15 protein-coding genes are annotated in these 16,774 nt (G+C 67.0%); 9 read left to right on the top strand and 6 right to left on the bottom strand.

The annotated features are described in order from the left end of the window. The first annotated feature begins 105 nt into the window (after positions 1–105). Positions 106–1,350: a glycosyltransferase gene (locus ACQ859_RS24380; RefSeq protein ID WP_431263137.1), complete on the top strand. Its 1,245-nt coding sequence runs from the start codon at positions 106–108 to the stop codon at positions 1,348–1,350. Between the two features lie 78 nt (positions 1,351–1,428). Here the strand turns inward: ACQ859_RS24380 and ACQ859_RS24375 are convergent, their stop codons facing one another. Then, positions 1,429–2,643 (bottom strand): GNAT family N-acetyltransferase, encoded by a 1,215-nt coding sequence (locus tag ACQ859_RS24375; RefSeq protein ID WP_431263136.1) that lies wholly within the window; start codon positions 2,641–2,643, stop codon positions 1,429–1,431. A 58-nt stretch (positions 2,644–2,701) separates the two neighbouring features. On the opposite strand from ACQ859_RS24375, the gene ACQ859_RS24370 reads away from it, so the two are divergent. After that, entirely contained in the window at positions 2,702–4,807 is a 2,106-nt protein-coding gene (locus ACQ859_RS24370; RefSeq protein WP_431263135.1) for an NAD(+) synthase, read from the top strand. 153 nt (positions 4,808–4,960) lie between these two features. Next, positions 4,961–5,299 carry a P-II family nitrogen regulator gene (locus ACQ859_RS24365; protein ID WP_067275693.1) on the top strand — a complete coding sequence of 113 codons (339 nt, stop codon included), beginning with the start codon at positions 4,961–4,963 and terminating at the stop codon, positions 5,297–5,299. An 84-nt stretch (positions 5,300–5,383) separates the two neighbouring features. Here the strand turns inward: ACQ859_RS24365 and ACQ859_RS24360 are convergent, their stop codons facing one another. The 5 genes from ACQ859_RS24360 to ACQ859_RS24340 form a co-directional block, all read right to left on the bottom strand. Next, a complete protein-coding gene (locus tag ACQ859_RS24360; RefSeq protein ID WP_088403538.1) occupies positions 5,384–5,761 on the bottom strand; it encodes a diacylglycerol kinase in 378 nt (125 codons plus the stop codon). Between the two features lie 27 nt (positions 5,762–5,788). Then, positions 5,789–6,340 (bottom strand): RDD family protein, encoded by a 552-nt coding sequence (locus ACQ859_RS24355; RefSeq protein ID WP_431263134.1) that lies wholly within the window; start codon positions 6,338–6,340, stop codon positions 5,789–5,791. A gap of 9 nt (positions 6,341–6,349) precedes the next feature. Continuing rightward, positions 6,350–7,126, bottom strand: a complete 777-nt coding sequence (locus tag ACQ859_RS24350) for a DUF3106 domain-containing protein (protein WP_431263133.1) — start codon at positions 7,124–7,126, stop codon at positions 6,350–6,352. A gap of 89 nt (positions 7,127–7,215) precedes the next feature. Beyond that, positions 7,216–7,734 carry a DUF3619 family protein gene (locus ACQ859_RS24345; protein ID WP_431263132.1) on the bottom strand — a complete coding sequence of 173 codons (519 nt, stop codon included), beginning with the start codon at positions 7,732–7,734 and terminating at the stop codon, positions 7,216–7,218. Further along, positions 7,731–8,297 carry an RNA polymerase sigma factor gene (locus ACQ859_RS24340; RefSeq protein ID WP_067275679.1) on the bottom strand — a complete coding sequence of 189 codons (567 nt, stop codon included), beginning with the start codon at positions 8,295–8,297 and terminating at the stop codon, positions 7,731–7,733. Before ACQ859_RS24340 ends, ACQ859_RS24345 begins: the two co-directional genes overlap by 4 nt. 291 nt (positions 8,298–8,588) lie before the next feature. Here ACQ859_RS24340 and ACQ859_RS24335 point away from each other — a divergent pair, with 291 nt between their 5' ends. From ACQ859_RS24335 to ACQ859_RS24310, 6 genes are all read left to right on the top strand, one after another. Beyond that, complete coding sequence (locus ACQ859_RS24335) at positions 8,589–10,385, top strand: acetolactate synthase 3 catalytic subunit (RefSeq protein ID WP_431263131.1); 1,797 nt, start codon at positions 8,589–8,591, stop codon at positions 10,383–10,385. 176 nt (positions 10,386–10,561) lie between these two features. Then, complete coding sequence (ilvN, locus tag ACQ859_RS24330; protein ID WP_431261263.1) at positions 10,562–11,053, top strand: acetolactate synthase small subunit; 492 nt, start codon at positions 10,562–10,564, stop codon at positions 11,051–11,053. A gap of 66 nt (positions 11,054–11,119) precedes the next feature. Continuing rightward, the gene (ilvC, locus tag ACQ859_RS24325) at positions 11,120–12,136 is read left to right on the top strand and encodes a ketol-acid reductoisomerase (RefSeq protein WP_331614336.1); all 1,017 of its coding nucleotides are present in this window, start codon (positions 11,120–11,122) and stop codon (positions 12,134–12,136) included. Positions 12,137–12,228: 92 nt separating this feature from the next. Then, positions 12,229–13,077 carry a CDP-diacylglycerol--serine O-phosphatidyltransferase gene (gene pssA / locus ACQ859_RS24320; protein WP_431263130.1) on the top strand — a complete coding sequence of 283 codons (849 nt, stop codon included), beginning with the start codon at positions 12,229–12,231 and terminating at the stop codon, positions 13,075–13,077. Between the two features lie 255 nt (positions 13,078–13,332). Next, positions 13,333–15,018, top strand: a complete 1,686-nt coding sequence (leuA, locus tag ACQ859_RS24315; protein ID WP_431263129.1) for a 2-isopropylmalate synthase — start codon at positions 13,333–13,335, stop codon at positions 15,016–15,018. 31 nt (positions 15,019–15,049) lie between these two features. After that, the gene (locus ACQ859_RS24310; RefSeq protein ID WP_431263128.1) at positions 15,050–16,591 is read left to right on the top strand and encodes a 2-isopropylmalate synthase; all 1,542 of its coding nucleotides are present in this window, start codon (positions 15,050–15,052) and stop codon (positions 16,589–16,591) included. Positions 16,592–16,774: the final 183 nt, after the last annotated feature.

Genomic DNA, 16,774 nt, shown 5'->3' with positions numbered 1-16,774 from the left:
ATGACGGTGCGTTACAACTGAGATGTCCCCGCTTTGGGGATTGACGTTGTGTACTGGTGCGTGCGGCACCAAAATGGCGGCCTCACCACACGGAAGTCTCGTCACGTGAAAGTCGCCTACCTGCTCAATCACTATCCCAAGGTCAGCCACACCTTCATCCGCCGGGAGATCCTGGCGCTGGAGCAGCAGGGCGTGCCCGTGATGCGGCTGGCGGTCCGGGGCTGGGACGATGCCGCGCCGGACCCCACCGATCAGGACGAGAAGTCCCGCACCCATTACCTGCTGCGCGGTGGCGTCGGTCCGCTGCTGAAGGCGATGGCGCGCCAGGCGCTGAGCTCGCCGGCGAAGTTCCTGTCCGCGCTGGCCCTGACGGTCAAGCTCGGCCGTCGCGCCGACCGGCCGCTGCCCGTGCACTTCATTTACCTGGCGGAGGCCTGCCTGGCCGTGCCGCTGTTGCGCGCCGAAGGCGTGAACCACGTGCACGCGCACTTCGGGACCAATGCGACCGAGGTGGCCGCGTTGATCGAGGCGCTGGGCGGTCCAGGCTACAGCTTCACCTGCCACGGCTCCGAGGAGTTCGACCGGCCCGAGATGCTGCATCTGGGCGAGAAGATCCGCCGCTCGCGTTTCGTCGTGGCGATCTCGTCGTTCTGCCGCAGCCAGATCTACCGCTGGGTGGACCACTCGCACTGGTCCAAGGTGCCGATCGTGCCTTGCGGTGTCGAGCCCGCGTTCCATGAAACGGCCGCCGCGCCCGCGAGCGGACGTCGACTGCTGGCCGTCGGCCGGCTGTGCGAACAGAAGGGTCACCTGTTGATGCTGGAAGCGGCCGCGCTGGTGGCGGCCAAGGGCATCGACTTCGAACTGGTGCTCGCCGGCGACGGCGAACTGCGTGAGCCGGTCGAGGCGCGCATCGACGCGCTGCGTCTGCGCGACCGCGTGCGCATCACCGGCTGGATCAGCAGCGACCAGGTCCGCGAGGAGATGCTCGCGTCGCGGGCGCTGGTGGTGTCGAGCTTCGCGGAAGGCCTGCCGGTGGTGGTGATGGAGTCGATGGCCTTGAGCCGTCCGGTCATCAGCACCGCGATCGCGGCGATCCCGGAACTGGTCCGCCCCGAGAACGGCTGGCTGGTGCCGGCTGGTGATCCTCAACCGCTGGCGCAGGCCATGATCGACTGCCTGCAGCTCGACGATGCCGAACTCCAGCGCATGGGCGAAGCGGCGCGCGTGCGCGTGCTGGCGCGGCACGACATCGACGACGCGGCGACGAAGCTGGCCAAGCTCTTCCGCGAGCATGCCGGCGAGGCGGTGCGCACGCAGCCTCGCCTGGTGACGTCGACGACCGGTTGAGCCATCGGGCCTCCGCGCCCGATTCGTTCGCCGACGAGCGCGTCCTGCGCCGAATGCCCGACAAGCCCGACAAGCCCGTCAAGCGACGGGCTTGTCGCTTTTGAACGGCTGATGCTGTTCCAGTTCGTCGATGTACTCGTTCATCGCCTCGCCCTCCTGGGTCAGGAAGTCGGCGACGGCCTCGCGGAATTGCGGATGCGCGAGCCAGTGCGCCGAGTGCGTGGCGACCGGCATCAGCCCTCGGGCCATCTTGTGTTCCCCCTGCGCGCCGCCTTCGAAGCGGCGCCAGCTGTTCTCCAGGCACCAGGTCAGCGGCTGGTAATAGCACGCATCGAAATGCAGGTTGGGGATGTAGCGCGTCGAGCCCCAGTAGCGCCCGTAGGCCGCGCGCTGCGATTCGTCGATCGCCACCAGTGACGCGGCCACGCGTTCGCCCGCGGCATCCCGCGCCACGAACATCAGCCAGTGCTCAGCCATGTCCGCTGCCATCCGCGCGAAGAAGTCGCGCGTCAGGTACGGCTTGTTGCGATGCGCCAGGTAGGTCAGCGTGTAGCACTCGTAGAAGAAGTCCCAGTCCTCGGCGGTGATCGCCGCGCCACGCAGCGGCTCGAAGCGGATGCCGGCCTCGACGACCTTGCGCTGCTCCTGCTGGATCTTCTTGCGCTTCTCGCGCTGCAGCGTCGCGAGGTAGTCGGCGAACCTGCGCGGCACGCCGTCGCCGGTCCAGTGGAACTGCACCTGCTGCCGTGCGAGCCAGTCGTCGCCGGTGAGCGCGCGCTGGTCCTGGTCGTCGCCGAACAGCACGTGGACCGAGGAGAGCTCCGAGCGCGCCGTCAGCGCCCGCAACGCCTTCACCAGCCATTCGCGCGCGGCGTCGTCCCTCGCCAGCAGGCGGCTGCCGGGCACCGGCGTGAACGGCACGGCGACCAGCAGCTTGGGGTAGTACGCCAGCCCGTGCCGCTGGTAGGCATCGGCCCAGGCCCAGTCGAACACGTATTCGCCGTAGGAATGTCCTTTGAGGTAGGCCGGGCAGGCGGCGATCAGTTGGTCGCCGTCCCACACGCTGAGGAACTGCGCCTGCCAGCCTTTCTTCGGAACGGCCGAGCCCGACGCGTGCATCGCCGTCAGGTACTCGAGCTTCATGAACGGGGACGGCAGCGGCGAAGCGGCGAGCAGCGCGTTCCATTGATCGCGGGGCAGCGCGGCGGGATCGTCGTCGACGCGGATCAGCGGCTGGGCGACGTCGTGTTCAAGCGCGTCGGCGGAGGGGGAAGGCGAGGGCGGGGCAGTCATGCGCGGCAAATCTTAGGCGCAAGCTCAAACCCTTCGCTTTGATGGCAGGATGCTCCCCATGCAAGCGACGACGACTTCCTCCCTGAGTGGCTCTGCGACCTCCGGTCCGGCCGGCGTGTCCTTCGACAACCTCTACGCCCACGACTTCGCCCGCATCGCCGTCGGCATCCCGCTGTGCCGCGTGGCCGATCCGGCCTTCAACGGCGAGCAGACCGCGCAGCTGCTGCGCGAGGCCGCCGCGGACGGCGCCGCAGTCGCGGCGTTCCCCGAGCTCGGCCTGGCCGCGTACACGAGCGACGACCTCTTCCATCAGCGCCCGCTGCTGGACGGCTGCGAGGCGGCGCTGGCGCACCTGCTGACGGTGTCGCGGGACCTGCCTACCGTCGCGATCGTCGGTCTACCGCTGCGCATCGAGCACCGGCTGTTCAATTGCGCCGTCGTGTTCCAGCGCGGCCGGCTGCTTGCGGTCCTGCCCAAGACCTACCTGCCCAACTACGGCGAGTTCTACGAGGCCCGCCAGTTCAACGCCGCCGACGAGGCGATCTCCGAGGAGATCACGCTGCTGGGCCAGCGCGTGGCCTTCGGCACGCGGCTCGTGATCGCGGCGATCGACCAGCCGCTGCTCCGGCTGCACGTCGAGATCTGCGAAGACGTGTGGACGCCCATCCCGCCGTCGTCCTACGCCGCGCTGGCCGGCGCGACCGTGCTCGTGAACCTGTCGGCGTCCAACATCACGGTCGGCAAGTCGGGCTACCGCCATCAGCTCGTCGGCCAGCAGTCGGCGCGCTGCCTGGCAGCCTATGTCTACACCTCCGCCGGCGCCGGCGAGTCCAGCACCGACCTGGCCTGGGACGGTCAGGCGCTGGTCTACGAGAATGGCAGCTTCCTCGCGGAGAGCGAGCGATTCCAGCGCCGCTCGCAGCTCGTGTCGGCCGACGTGGACCTCGAGCGCCTGTCGCGCGAGCGGATGCGGCAGACGAGCTTCGGCGATTCGGTGCGGCATCACGCACCGTTGCTGAAGACCTTCCGCACGGTCGAGTTCGAACTGGGCGTCGATCGCGCCCAGGCGCTGCCGCTGCGGCGCCGAATCGAGCGCTTCCCGTACGTGCCCTCGGACCGCCAGCGCCGCGATGAACGCTGCAACGAGGTCTTCCAGATCCAGGTGCAGGCGCTGGTGCAGCGGCTGGTGTCCAGCGGTATCCACAAGCTGGTGCTGGGCATCTCGGGCGGGCTGGACTCGACGCATGCGCTGCTGGTCGCCGCGCGGGCGATGGACCAGATGGGATGGCCGCGGACGAACATCCTCGGCGTCACGATGCCAGGTTTTGCCACGGGCACCCGCACGCGCGACCAGGCCTTGCGCCTGATGCGTGAGATCGGCTGCGAGGCCCGCGAGATCGACATCCGCCCGAGCTGCGAGCAGATGCTCAAGGACCTCGGGCATCCGTATGCCGCGGGCGAGCCCGTCTACGACGTGACCTTCGAGAACGTCCAGGCCGGCGAGCGCACCAGCCACCTGTTCCGTCTGGCCAACCACACCGGCGCGCTGGTGCTCGGCACGGGCGACCTGAGCGAGCTCGCGCTCGGCTGGTGCACCTACGGCGTCGGCGACCACATGTCGCACTACAACGTGAATGCATCGGTGCCCAAGACGCTGATCCAGTACCTGGTGCGCTGGGTCGCGGAGACGGCGCAGCTCGGTCACGCGGGGCAGGAGGTGCTGTTCGACATCCTGAACACGGAGATCAGTCCCGAGCTCGTGCCGCAGGACGCGCGCGTGGAAGGCTCGGGCCTTCAAAGCACCGAAGACAAGATCGGACGCTACGAGCTGCAGGACTTCAACCTCTTCTACACGATCCGCCATGGCTACTCGCCGGCCAAGATCGCGTTCCTCGCGCGCCACGCCTGGGGCGACAAGGCGCGCGGCGACTGGCCCGACGGCGAACACGTCCATCGCAACGAATACCCGCTCGCCGAGATCAAGCGCGTGCTGCGGATCTTCGTGAGCCGTTTCTTCCGCGGCAGCCAGTTCAAGCGCAGCTGCGTGCCCAACGGGCCGAAGGTGGGGAGCGGCGGATCGCTCTCGCCGCGCGGCGACTGGCGCGCGCCCAGCGATTCCGAGCCTGCCGTGTGGCTCGCCGAGCTCGACCGCATTCCGGATTGATCGGGCGGGCTGACACGATGCGCGGACTCGATGGAACGGGCCGCGATGGATCGGGCGATGACTCCCTTCACCGATGGCGGGCGTCCACTTGAAACGATCCGTGCTTAAATCACAGCCAGTCTTGCCCGCCAATCCCCCTTTCGGAGCCCCGTGATGAAACAGATCACCGCCATCATCAAACCGTTCAAGCTCGACGAAGTCCGCGAAGCCCTGGCCGAGGTCGGCGCCTCCGGCCTGACCGTCACGGAAGTGAAGGGCTTCGGCCGCCAGAAGGGCCACACCGAGCTGTATCGCGGCGCCGAGTACGTCGTCGACTTCCTGCCGAAGGTGAAGGTCGAGGTCGTCGTGAAGGACGACGAGGTGGAGCGCTCCATCGACGCCATCCTGAAGGCCGCCAAGACCGGCAAGATCGGCGACGGCAAGATCTTCGTCACCGCCGTGGAGCAGGTCATCCGCATCCGTACCGGCGAACAGGACGAAGCCGCGGTCTGATCGCGCGGACCCGACGGGTCCAGAAACAAGGAAGGGCTGGCGCCGGTCGGCGTCCGCCCTTTGTCTTTCCGGCCCGCAGTCGCTTCAGCGCAGGTGCTGCCAGATGGCGGCCAACCAGATGCCGCCGGCCAGCACCAGCGACAGCAGCACGGCGGCGCTGGCGATGTCCTTGGCGCGCTTGCTGAGGTCGTGCAGCTCGAAGGACACGCGGTCGACGACCGCTTCGACCGCCGAGTTCAGCAGCTCGACGATCAGCACCAGGATCAGCGAGCCCGCGAGCAGCGCGACCTGCACCCAGTCCCGCCCGACCCAGAAGGCCAGCGGGATGCCGATGATCGTCAGCCAGGTCTCCTGGCGGAAGGCGCTTTCACCGCGGTAGGCGGCGCGCAGCCCGTCCCAGGAGTAGCCGGCGGCGTGCAGGATGCGATCCAGGCCGGTACGGCCCTTGTGGGGGTTGCTCATCGTCGGAATCGGCGGAAATCGGGGAATTCAGGAATCGGCCGGCAGCGCGGTCGCCTTTTTCGGGCGAGGCGGCGGCAGTTGCGTGACCAGGCGGGTGCCGCAGATCACGTCGTGCAGGAACTGCCGCTGCGGATGCAGCCGGGCCAGCAGCAGGTAGCCGGCGATGCCGGCGAACATCGTGCCGAAGATGGCGCCGGTGCTGTGGTCCAGACCGAGCGCATGCACGCTGGCCAGCGCCGGCAGGAACCAGAGCCAGGCGGCGAGGTAGCGCGCCGTGGCCCGGGCCTGCGTGAGCGGTCTGCCGTGGGTGTCGACGACGCGCAGGTGCCAGGCGCGCATGGCCACCGTCTGGCCGCCACGCGACCAGAACCAGATGAAATAGATGCCCAGCACCAGGAACAGGAAGGCCTGCAGGCCGTGCTGCCCGACCAGCGCGTTGCGCTGCTGGGTGAGGGTGGAGTACAGCCAGCCGGCGATGAAGACGACGCCGAACAGGACGACGCCTTCATAGATGAAGGCGGCGAGGCGGCGCATCAGGCCCGGCGGAGGGACGTCGCCGGCAACGGGTGCGGAGGTCATCCGGCCAGTTTAGCGGCTGGCCGGGGCGCGTCGGGGCAGCAGCGTGTCCGGGTCGAGCTTCGCGTCGTGTGGCGAGCGGATCGGCCGGCCGGGCGCCGCGCTGGCGCCGGGCAGCGGCGGTTCGGCGCGCTGGGTCATCAGCACCGTGGTCGCGCCGGGCAGGGCCTGGACGATCGTCGGACCGGTCGTGGCGGTGAGCGGGGTGCGCTGGATCGGCGCCTTTGCCCGCGTCGGGGCCGGGGCGGCGTCACGGCCGGCGGCAGACGCCTTCTCGGCGGCACGCTCCACCAGGCGTTGGCGCTTCTCCGGCGGGAGCGCCTGGTAGGCGTCCCACTTCTCGCGCATCTTCGTTTCCTGTTCGGGCAAACGGAGCTCGTTGGCGTGCTGGTAGCCGATGCGGGCGCGCTGGCGCTCCGACGGCGACATCCGCGTCCACTCGACCATGCGCTCGCGCAGGCGCTGCTGGTGTTCGGCTGGCAGCGTCGGATAACGGGCGGCGATTTCCAGCCACTTTCCCTTGCGGGCACCGTCGAGCTGGTCCCACTCCTTGGACAGAGGCGCCAGGGCTTCCTTCTGCGACGCGCTCAGCGACGCCCAGTTCTGGCTGCTGATCAAGGTGCCGGACGGGGTGGTCGGTGCGACGGATCTCGCCTGCGCCGAGGCGCGCGGCGCGGTGGTCTTCACACCGCCATCGACCGGCGCGGACGCGGCGGCATCCTGGGCCGAGGCTGTCGTGGCGCCGGACGCGAACGCGCCACAGGCGACGGCCAGACTCAGGCGACGCACCCAGCGGCGCGCGGCGGAAAGATCAGGGAAAACGCCGGGATGGCCCGCCGCGAGCGGGGGAAGTCGGAAGGAGCTGGCCACGCACCGCCTCACTGCGACGATTTGGCTTCGTCGGACTTCTCGCCGTCGGCGGCGCCGTTCGGGTTGTTGGGGTCGGTCTGGTTCTCGTTCAGGTACTCGCGGAAGCCCGGATCGCTGTACGCCGCAGGGGGCAGCGGCTTGGAGAGCATCTCGGTGTCGAGTTCGGCCGCGCTGCGGATCTGCTCGTACCACTGGCTGTGCTGGATGAGCAGCAGGCCGCCCAGCAGCAGCGCCAGCGGCAGCAGCGTCGCGGCCTTTCTCCAGCGCGGGGTCTTGTCGCCGCCGCCCAGGGCCAGGGTGCCGCCGCCCATCTGGCGGGCGTCGGAGGCGGTCTGGGCGGGCGCCGCGGCGCGCGCGGCGATGGCCTTGGCGAGCGCCTGCTCACGCGCGAAGCGCAGCCGTTCCTGGATGTCGCCGGACAGGGTCTCGCTCTGCTCGGTCAGTCCCGCGGCCACCCGAAGGCCGAAACGGGTCACGCGCGCGTCCGCCTCCAGCGGCAGCGGCGTTCCTGGCGTGTTCTTCTTCATAGCGAGATTCCCTTGGCTTTCAGCGTTTTGGCCAGCGCATGCACGGCGCGGGAGCAGTGTGTCTTCACGCTGCCCTCCGAGCAACCCATGACCGCTGCCGTTTCGGCGACGTCGAGTTCCTCCCAGTAACGCAGCAGGAAGGCTTCCCGTTGACGTGCTGGCAAAGCTGCAACTTCCTGTTCGATGGCGGCCAGGACCTGAACGCGCGACACCTCGTCCGCGGCCGACAGCGCCCCCATGGATCCTTCCCGCGTCTCCAGCGATTCCAGCAGGTCGAAGTCGTCGCCGGGATCGGCGCCCTCGAAGTCCGACAGGTTGCTGAACAGCGCGTTGCGCACCTTCTGCCGCCGGAACCAGTCCATGGTCGCGTTCGACAGGATGCGCTGGAACAGCAGCGGCAGCTCCGCCGCCGGACGGTCGAAGTACTTCTCGGCCAACCGGATCATGGCGTCCTGGACGATGTCCAGCGCGGCGTCCTCGTCTCGAACCATGTAGACCGTGCGCTTGAAGGCGCGTCGATCGGCGGTCTTGAGAAAGTCGTTGAGTTCTTTGTCTGTGGCCAAGGGCTGGCGCCGTCGAAGGGCGGATCTAGGGCGGATCTAGTCGGATCTGGAGCGGTCGATCGGGCAAAACGGCGCGGATTATCGCATCAGCGCTACAGACCGCCATCGATTCCGGACGTCTGCGGGTTTGCGTGCATAATCAAAGGCTCGCACACCGCATTTTCTGTCTCAAGTAGGCCGCCCAACCGGGGCGCCCCTGTTTTTGACGCGACGTTTCAAGTCCGCTTCACAAGAGCGAGAGGAGAGACACCGATGGTTTTTCGTCAGAGAAAAAACTCAGAGGTTCGACATATGGACATGTCTGCCGCGGACATCAAACGTGCAGCGATCACGGAAGCTCGCTCACAACCGCACCCCCATTCCGTCAGTTCCGGTCAGGAACTGAATGGCTCCGAAATCCTGGTTCAGAGTCTTCAGGCCGAAGGCGTGAAGTTCCTCTGGGGCTATCCAGGCGGCGCCGTCCTCTACATCTACGACGCGCTCTACAAGCAGGACGCCATCCAGCACGTGCTGGTCCGTCATGAGCAGGCCGCCGTGCACGCCGCCGACGGCTACGCCCGGGCGACCGGCGAAGTCGGCGTCGCGCTGGTGACCTCCGGTCCCGGCGTCACGAACGCGATCACCGGCATCGCGACGGCGTACATGGACTCGATCCCGATGGTGATCATCACCGGACAGGTCCCGACGCCCGCCATCGGCCTCGACGCCTTCCAGGAATGCGACACCGTCGGCATCACGCGCCCGATCGTCAAGCACAACTTCCTGGTCAAGGACGTGCGCGACCTCGCGACGACGCTGAAGAAGGCGTTCCACATCGCGCGCACCGGCCGCCCCGGTCCGGTCGTGGTGGACATCCCGAAGGACGTGTCGCTCAACCGCACCGCGTTCCACTACCCGGAGCGCGTCGAGATGCGCTCCTACAACCCGGTGAAGAAGGGCCACAGCGGTCAGATCCGCAAGGCGGTCCAGCTGCTGATGGGGGCCAAGCGGCCCTACATCTACACCGGCGGCGGCGTGATCCTGGGCGAGGCCACGGCGGAACTGCGCCAGCTGGTCGAGCTGCTGGGCTACCCCTGCACCAACACGCTGATGGGCCTGGGCGCGATGCCCGGCAGCGATCCGCGTTTCCTGGGCATGCTCGGCATGCATGGGACCTACGAAGCCAACATGACGATGCAGCACTGCGACGTGCTGCTGGCCGTCGGTGCGCGCTTCGACGACCGCGTGATCGGCAACCCGAAGCACTTCTCGTCGGTCGATCGCAAGATCATCCACGTCGACATCGACCCGTCGTCGATCTCCAAGCGCGTGCGAGTGGACATCCCGATCGTCGGCGACGTCAAGGACGTGCTGCAGGAACTGATCGCGCAGATCAAGGAAGCGCAGGCAAGACCTGACGCCGACGCGATCAACGCCTGGTGGAGCCAGATCAACGACTGGCGCAAACGCGACTGCCTGGCCTACAAGCAGTCCAGCGAGGTCATCAAGCCGCAGTACGTCCTCGAGACGCTGTGGAACCTGACCCGCGACCGCGACGCCTACTTCACCTCGGACGTCGGCCAGCACCAGATGTGGGCGGCCCAGTTCCTGCGCTTCAACGAGCCGCGTCGCTGGATCAATTCCGGCGGCCTGGGCACGATGGGCGTGGGCCTGCCGTACGCGATGGGCATCAAGCTGGCGAAGCCGGAGTCGGACGTGTTCTGCATCACCGGCGAAGGCAGCATCCAGATGAACATCCAGGAGCTGTCCACCTGCCAGCAGTACAAGACGCCTGTGAAGGTGGTCTCGCTGAACAACCGCTACCTGGGCATGGTGCGGCAGTGGCAGGAGCTGGACTACGGCAAGCGCTACTCGCACAGCTACATGGATGCGCTTCCCGACTTCGTCAAGCTGGCCGAGGCCTACGGGCACGTCGGCCTGCTGGTGGAGAAGCCCTCGGACGTGGAACCCGCGCTGCGGGAGGCGATGCGCTTGAAGGACCGCACCGTCTTCATCGACGTGCGCACCGACCCGACCGAGAACGTCTGGCCGATGGTGCAGGCGGGCAAGGGCATCTCCGAGATGCTGCTGGGGTCCGAGGACCTCTGAGACCGTCGACGGCCCGAAGCCGTCCGGCGTGACGCGCGTTACCGCGCGCGTCGCGACCGGCGGTGGACGGCCCGAAGCGCTCGGGGCGAACCGGCCTGATTCCTTAGATCGAAGAGCGTGGCCAAGGGCCGACCGGTTACCGCCGGCGGTCTGAAGAGCGCGAAGGACGAGATTCCATGAAACACATCATTGCTTTGCTCATCGAGAACGAGCCGGGGGCGCTGTCGCGCGTCGTCGCGCTGTTCTCCGCCCGGGGCTACAACATCGAGAGCCTGACCGTGGCGCCGACCGAAGACCCGTCGCTGTCCCGGATGACGATCGTGACCAGCGGCAGCGACGACGTGATCGAGCAGATCACCAAGCACCTGAACCGGCTGATCGAGGTCGTCAAGGTCGTCGACCTGACCGAGGGCCGCTACATCGAGCGCGAACTCATGCTGATCAAGGTGCGCGCCGTCGGCAAGGAGCGCGAGGAGCTCAAGCGCACCGCCGACATCTTCCGCGGCCACGTCATCGACGTCACCGAGAAGACCTACACGATCGAGCTGACCGGTGATGCCGGCAAGCTCGACGCCTTCATCGACGCGATCGACCGCAGCGCGATCCTCGAGACGGTGCGCACCGGCACCAGCGGCATCGGCCGTGGCGAGCGCATCCTGCGCGTCTGAGCTCCGCGACCACTGAACATCCTTCCCCGAACAACCCCCTGACCTGTTTTCCCCGGAGAGACCACCATGAACGTGTATTACGACAAGGACGCCGACCTCAGCCTGATCAAGGGCAAGAACGTCACCATCATCGGCTATGGCTCACAAGGCCATGCCCATGCCCAGAACCTGAACGAGAGCGGCGTGAAGGTCACCGTGGGTCTGCGCCGCGCGGGCGCGTCCTGGGCCAAGGCGGAAGGCGCCGGCCTGAAGGTCGCCGAGATCGCCGACGCGGTGAAGGCCGCCGACGTGGTCATGATCCTGCTGCCCGACGAGCAGATCGCCGACGTGTACAAGAAGGAAGTCGAGCCCAACATCAAGCAGGGCGCGTCGCTGGCTTTCGCCCACGGCTTCAACGTCCACTACGGCCAGGTGCAGCCGCGCGAGGACCTGGACGTGTGGATGGTCGCCCCGAAGGCCCCGGGCCACACGGTGCGCAACACCTACAAGCAGGGCGGCGGCGTGCCCCACCTGATCGCCGTCTACGCCGACAAGACCGGCAAGGCGCGTGACCTGGCCCTGAGCTACGCGGCCGCGAACGGCGGCGGCAAGGCCGGCATCATCCAGACCTCGTTCCGCGAAGAGACCGAGACCGACCTGTTCGGCGAGCAGGCCGTGCTGTGCGGCGGCGCCGTCGAGCTGATCAAGGCGGGCTTCGAGACGCTGACCGAAGCCGGTTACGCGCCCGAAATGGCCTACTTCGAGTGCCTGCACGAGCTCAAGCTGATCGTCGACCTGATCTATGAAGGCGGCATCGCCAACATGAACTACTCGATCTCCAACAACGCGGAGTACGGCGAGTACGTGACCGGCCCGCGCGTGGTGACCGCCGCGACCAAGGACGCGATGCGCCAGTGCTTGAAGGACATCCAGACCGGCGAGTACGCCAAGTCCTTCATCCTGGAGAACAAGGCCGGCGCCCCGACGCTGATCAGCCGCCGCCGCCTGACCGCCGAGCACCCGATCGAGCAGGTCGGCGAACAGCTGCGCGCGATGATGCCGTGGATCAAGGCCAACAAGCTGGTCGACAAGTCCAAGAACTGATCCACGCAGATCGCGTCAGATCAATCCAGAAGGCCGCGCGGGTCGCACCGCGCGGCCTTTTCCATTGATGCAGTGAGTTATCCTCGCGCCCCATGAATTCGACCGAAAACAAGAGCGTGGACCTGCTCGACGAGGACGAGGCGGATGCCCTCGACGCCCCGCAGCGCCCGCGCCACAAGGGCATCTACCTGCTGCCCAACCTCTTCACGCTGGCAGCGCTGTTCAGCGGCTTCTACGCGATCGTGATGGGCATCGGTGGCCGCTTCGAGCAGTCCGTCTACGGCATCTTCGCGGCGATGGTGCTCGACAGCCTGGACGGTCGCGTCGCGCGCATGACCAACACGCAGAGCACCTTCGGCGAGCAGATGGACTCGCTGTCCGACATGGTCTCCTTCGGCGCCGCGCCGGCGCTGATCATGTATTCCTGGGCACTGCAGGGACTGGGCAAGTGGGGCTGGTTCGCGGCCTTCGTCTACATCGCCGGTGCCGCGCTTCGCCTGGCGCGGTTCAACACGAACATCGGGGTCGTGGACCGGCGCTTCTTCCAAGGTGTGCCCAGCCCGGCTGCGGCGGCGCTGGTGATGAGCCTGATCTGGGCGCTCGACAGCGCCGGCTACAAGGACATCCACCGCGATCCCGCGCTCGCGTGGCTGGCCTTCGGCTTCACGCTGTACGCGGGCCTGACGATGGTGACCAACGCGCCGTTCTACAGCTTCAAGGACATCACCTTCAAGCGCTCGGTGCCCTTCATCGTCCTGGTCGTGATCATGCTGGCCATCGCGGCCATCAACATCGATCCGCCGCGGGTACTGTTCGGCGTCTTCTGCGCGTACGGCATCTCGGGCTACATCGTCTACGCCGTCCGGCGCGCCAAGGGCAAGCCGGCCAGCGTGATCGCAATGTCGACCGACGAGCCCGATGAAGCGGGCCTTCACCGATAGCGAATGCTCGGGGCACGGTCATTCGCCTACGGGCGTTGACGTTGCCCGCGCCGCACCCCTATATTCAACAGCTATGACGTCCCCGGCCCGAATTGCGCTGCTACTACTAGGTGACCTTCGGGTTCGCTAGATCGCGCACGTCCGTCCATCCAGACGCTCATCCCAGATCAACGGCCCGAATGCAACTCGCAACGGGCCGTTCCTGTTTCTGGAGAGTCTGCGAGTTGCGCCCCCTGAACCCACAGGAACGCTCTCATGCTCAAGCAACCGCAGACCAAGTACCGCGCCTTTGCCCCCATCGCCCTTCCGGACCGCCGCTGGCCCGACGTGCAGATCACGAAGGCGCCGCTGTGGCTGAGCACCGACCTGCGTGACGGCAACCAGGCCCTGATCGAGCCGATGGACCCGGAGCGCAAGCTGCGCATGTTCCAGATGCTGGTGAAGATCGGCTTCAAGGAGATCGAGGTCGGTTTCCCGTCGGCGTCGCAGACCGATTTCGACTTCGTGCGACTGCTGATCGAAGAGGGCCACATCCCCGACGACGTGACGATCCAGGTCTTGACGCAGGCGCGTCAGCCGTTGATCGAGCGCACCTTCGAGTCGCTGGTCGGCGCCAAGCGGGCGGTCGTCCACCTGTACAACGCGGTCGCGCCGGTGATGCGCCGCGTCGTGCTCGGCATGAGCGAGGACGAGATCGTCGACCTGGCCGTCACCCACACGCAGATGATCCGTGAGTTCGCCGAGAAGCAGCCGGAGACGGACTTCCGCTTCGAGTACTCGCCGGAGATGTTCTCCAGCGCCGAGTTGAGTTTCTCCAAGCGCGTCGTCGACGCGGTGACCGAAGCCTGGGGCGCGACCCCGGAGCGCAAGATCATCATCAACCTGCCGTCGACGGTCGAGCACTCCACGCCCAACCTGTTCGCCGACATGATCGAGTGGATGGGCCGCAACCTCGCACAACGCGACTGCATCGTGCTGTCGGTGCACCCGCACAACGACCGCGGTACCGGCACGGCCGCCGCCGAACTGTCGATCATGGCCGGCGCCGACCGCCTCGAAGGCTGCCTCTTCGGCAATGGCGAGCGCACCGGCAACCTGGACCTGGTGAACGTCGCGCTCAACCTGTACACGCAGGGCGTGCATCCGGAGCTGGACTTCTCCGACATCGACGAGATCCGCCGCTGTGTGGAGCACTGCAACCAGTTGCCGGTGCATCCGCGCCACCCGTACGTCGGCGAGCTGGTCTACACCTCCTTCTCGGGGTCGCACCAGGATGCGATCAAGAAGGCCTTCGCCGCGCGCAAGGAAGGCGACATCTGGGAGATCCCCTACCTGCCGGTCGACCCGAAGGATCTGGGACGCAGCTACGAGGCGGTGATCCGCGTGAACAGCCAGTCGGGCAAGGGCGGCATCTCGTATCTGCTCGAGGCTGAATATGGCATCGAACTGCCGCGTCGCCTGCAGATCGAGTTCAGCCAGATCGTCCAGGGCGTGATGGACACGAACGGCAAGGAGCTGGGCGCGGCCGACCTGTGGCGGATCTTCGACCGCGAGTACGGCGTGAAGCAGGCGCCGTCGCTGCATCCGCAGATCGACACCGCCGAGGACGGCCAGACCCGCGTCCAGGCGCAGGCCGACCTGTGCGTGCGCATGGTCAAGATCGACGGCCAGGGCAAGGGACCGATCGACGCGTTCGTCGAGGGCCTGAACAAGCTGCTGAAGACACAGGTGCGGGTGCTGGACTACCACGAGCACGCGATGGGCAGCGGCGCCGACGCGCAGGCGGTGGCCTATCTGGAACTGCGGGTGGGCGAGGCGACGCTGTTCGGCGTCGGCATGGACGGCAACATCGCGTCGGCGTCGCTGAAGGCGATCGTCTCCGGCCTGCGTCGTGCGTCGCAGCGCGGCGTGCTGAAGCTGGCCGACCGCATCGCCGCCTAAACTCACCCTGCCACCGCAAGGAAGCCCCGACATGTCCGACCACCTGATCATCTTCGACACCACCCTGCGCGACGGTGAACAATCGCCCGGCGCGTCCATGACCAAGGACGAGAAGCTGCGCATCGCGCGGCAGCTGGAGCGGTTGAAGGTGGATGTGATCGAGGCCGGCTTCGCGGCGGCGAGCCAGGGCGATTTCGAAGCGGTCAAGGCGATCGCCGACGTGATCCGCGACAGCACCATCTGCTCGCTGGCCCGCGCGAACGACCGCGACATCGCCCGTGCCGCCGAGGCGCTCAAGGGCGCGGCGCGCGCCCGCATCCACACCTTCATCGCGACCAGCGAACTCCACATGGAGAAGAAGCTGCGCATGACCCGCGATCAGGTGCTGGAGCAGGCGACCCAGGCCGTGCGTTTCGCCCGCAACCTGACCGACGACATCGAGTTCTCGCCCGAGGACGGTTATCGCTCCGACCCGGAGTTCCTCGCCCGTGTCGTCGAGGCGGTGATCCGCGAGGGCGCGCGCACGATCAACATCCCCGACACCGTCGGCTACGCGATCCCGGAGCTCTACGGCCAGTTCATCAAGACGCTGCGCGAGCGCGTGCCGAACTCCGACCAGGCGATCTGGAGCGTCCACTGCCACAACGACCTCGGCATGGCAGTGGCGAACTCGCTCGCCGGCGTGAAGATCGGGGGCGCCCGCCAGGTCGAATGCACGATCAACGGCCTGGGCGAGCGCGCCGGCAACTGCTCGCTGGAAGAGGTCGTGATGGCGGTGAAGACGCGCCGCGACTACTTCGGGCTGGACGTGCGGGTGGACCCGTCGCAGATCGTTCCGGCGTCGAAGCTGGTCTCGCAGACCACCGGTTTCGTGATCCAGCCGAACAAGGCGGTGGTGGGCGCCAACGCCTTCGCGCACGCCTCCGGCATCCACCAGGACGGCGTGCTGAAGGCGCGCGACACCTACGAGATCATGCGGGCCGAGGACGTCGGCTGGAGCGCCAACAAGATCGTCCTGGGCAAGCTGTCGGGTCGCAACGCATTCAAGCAGCGGTTGCAGGAACTGGGCGTGGTGCTGGAGTCGGAGGCCGAGATCAACGCCGCCTTCGTCCGTTTCAAGGACCTGGCCGACCGCAAGTCCGAGATCTTCGACGAGGACATCATCGCGCTGGTGATGGACGAATCGGTCACCCAGGTCCAGGAGCATTTCCGGCTGGTCGCGCTGGCGCAGCGCTCGGAAACCGGCGAACGGCCCCAGGCGCAGGTGGTCTTCGCCGAAGGCGAGACCGAACATCGCACCGAAAGCGACGGCAACGGTCCGGTCGACGCGGTGCTCAAGGCGATCGAGAGCAAGGTCCAAAGTGGGGCGGAAATGCTGCTGTATTCGGTCAGTGCGATCACCAGCGGCAGCACAGAATCGCAAGGCGAAGTCACGGTGCGCCTGCAACATGCGGGGCGCGTGGTGAACGGCGTGGGGGCAGATCCCGATATCGTGGTCGCTTCCGCCAAAGCATATTTGAGCGCTCTGAACAAGTTGCAGAGCAAGACGGAGCGGGTCGCCGCCCAAGGTTGACAGGACAGCGCACGCGGCGCCCATGGCCGCGTCGGATGGCACGGATTCAGGTACTTTAAGAGCCTGCGTTAAGTCATTGATCTTGCCGGTCTTTCAGCGATCCCCTAAACTCGCGCCCACTGACCTGGGGACTGGATTGAAGACCATTGCGACATTGCTGTCTGGTGCCGCGCTCAGCGGCGT

Source organism: Roseateles chitinivorans (assembly GCF_050632235.1).
Taxonomy (GTDB): domain Bacteria; phylum Pseudomonadota; class Gammaproteobacteria; order Burkholderiales; family Burkholderiaceae_C; genus Roseateles; species Roseateles chitinivorans_A.
The sequence above is the reverse complement of the archived record's forward strand: the minus strand, read 5'-3'. Positions and strand labels throughout refer to the sequence as shown.

Bases quoted from the DNA above. Each gene is read 5' to 3' on its own strand.
- ACQ859_RS24335 (WP_431263131.1), top strand. From the start codon at position 8,589: ATGGACATGTCTGCCGCGGACATCAAACGTGCAGCGATCACGGAAGCT.
- ACQ859_RS24345 (WP_431263132.1), bottom strand. From the start codon at position 7,734: ATGAAGAAGAACACGCCAGGAACGCCGCTGCCGCTGGAGGCGGACGCG.
- ACQ859_RS24370 (WP_431263135.1), top strand. From the start codon at position 2,702: ATGCAAGCGACGACGACTTCCTCCCTGAGTGGCTCTGCGACCTCCGGT.
- ilvN (WP_431261263.1), top strand. From the start codon at position 10,562: ATGAAACACATCATTGCTTTGCTCATCGAGAACGAGCCGGGGGCGCTG.
- pssA (WP_431263130.1), top strand. From the start codon at position 12,229: ATGAATTCGACCGAAAACAAGAGCGTGGACCTGCTCGACGAGGACGAG.
- leuA (WP_431263129.1), top strand. From the start codon at position 13,333: ATGCTCAAGCAACCGCAGACCAAGTACCGCGCCTTTGCCCCCATCGCC.
- ACQ859_RS24355 (WP_431263134.1), bottom strand. From the start codon at position 6,340: ATGACCTCCGCACCCGTTGCCGGCGACGTCCCTCCGCCGGGCCTGATG.
- ACQ859_RS24375 (WP_431263136.1), bottom strand. From the start codon at position 2,643: ATGACTGCCCCGCCCTCGCCTTCCCCCTCCGCCGACGCGCTTGAACAC.
- ACQ859_RS24310 (WP_431263128.1), top strand. From the start codon at position 15,050: ATGTCCGACCACCTGATCATCTTCGACACCACCCTGCGCGACGGTGAA.
- ilvC (WP_331614336.1), top strand. From the start codon at position 11,120: ATGAACGTGTATTACGACAAGGACGCCGACCTCAGCCTGATCAAGGGC.
- ACQ859_RS24360 (WP_088403538.1), bottom strand. From the start codon at position 5,761: ATGAGCAACCCCCACAAGGGCCGTACCGGCCTGGATCGCATCCTGCAC.
- ACQ859_RS24365 (WP_067275693.1), top strand. From the start codon at position 4,961: ATGAAACAGATCACCGCCATCATCAAACCGTTCAAGCTCGACGAAGTC.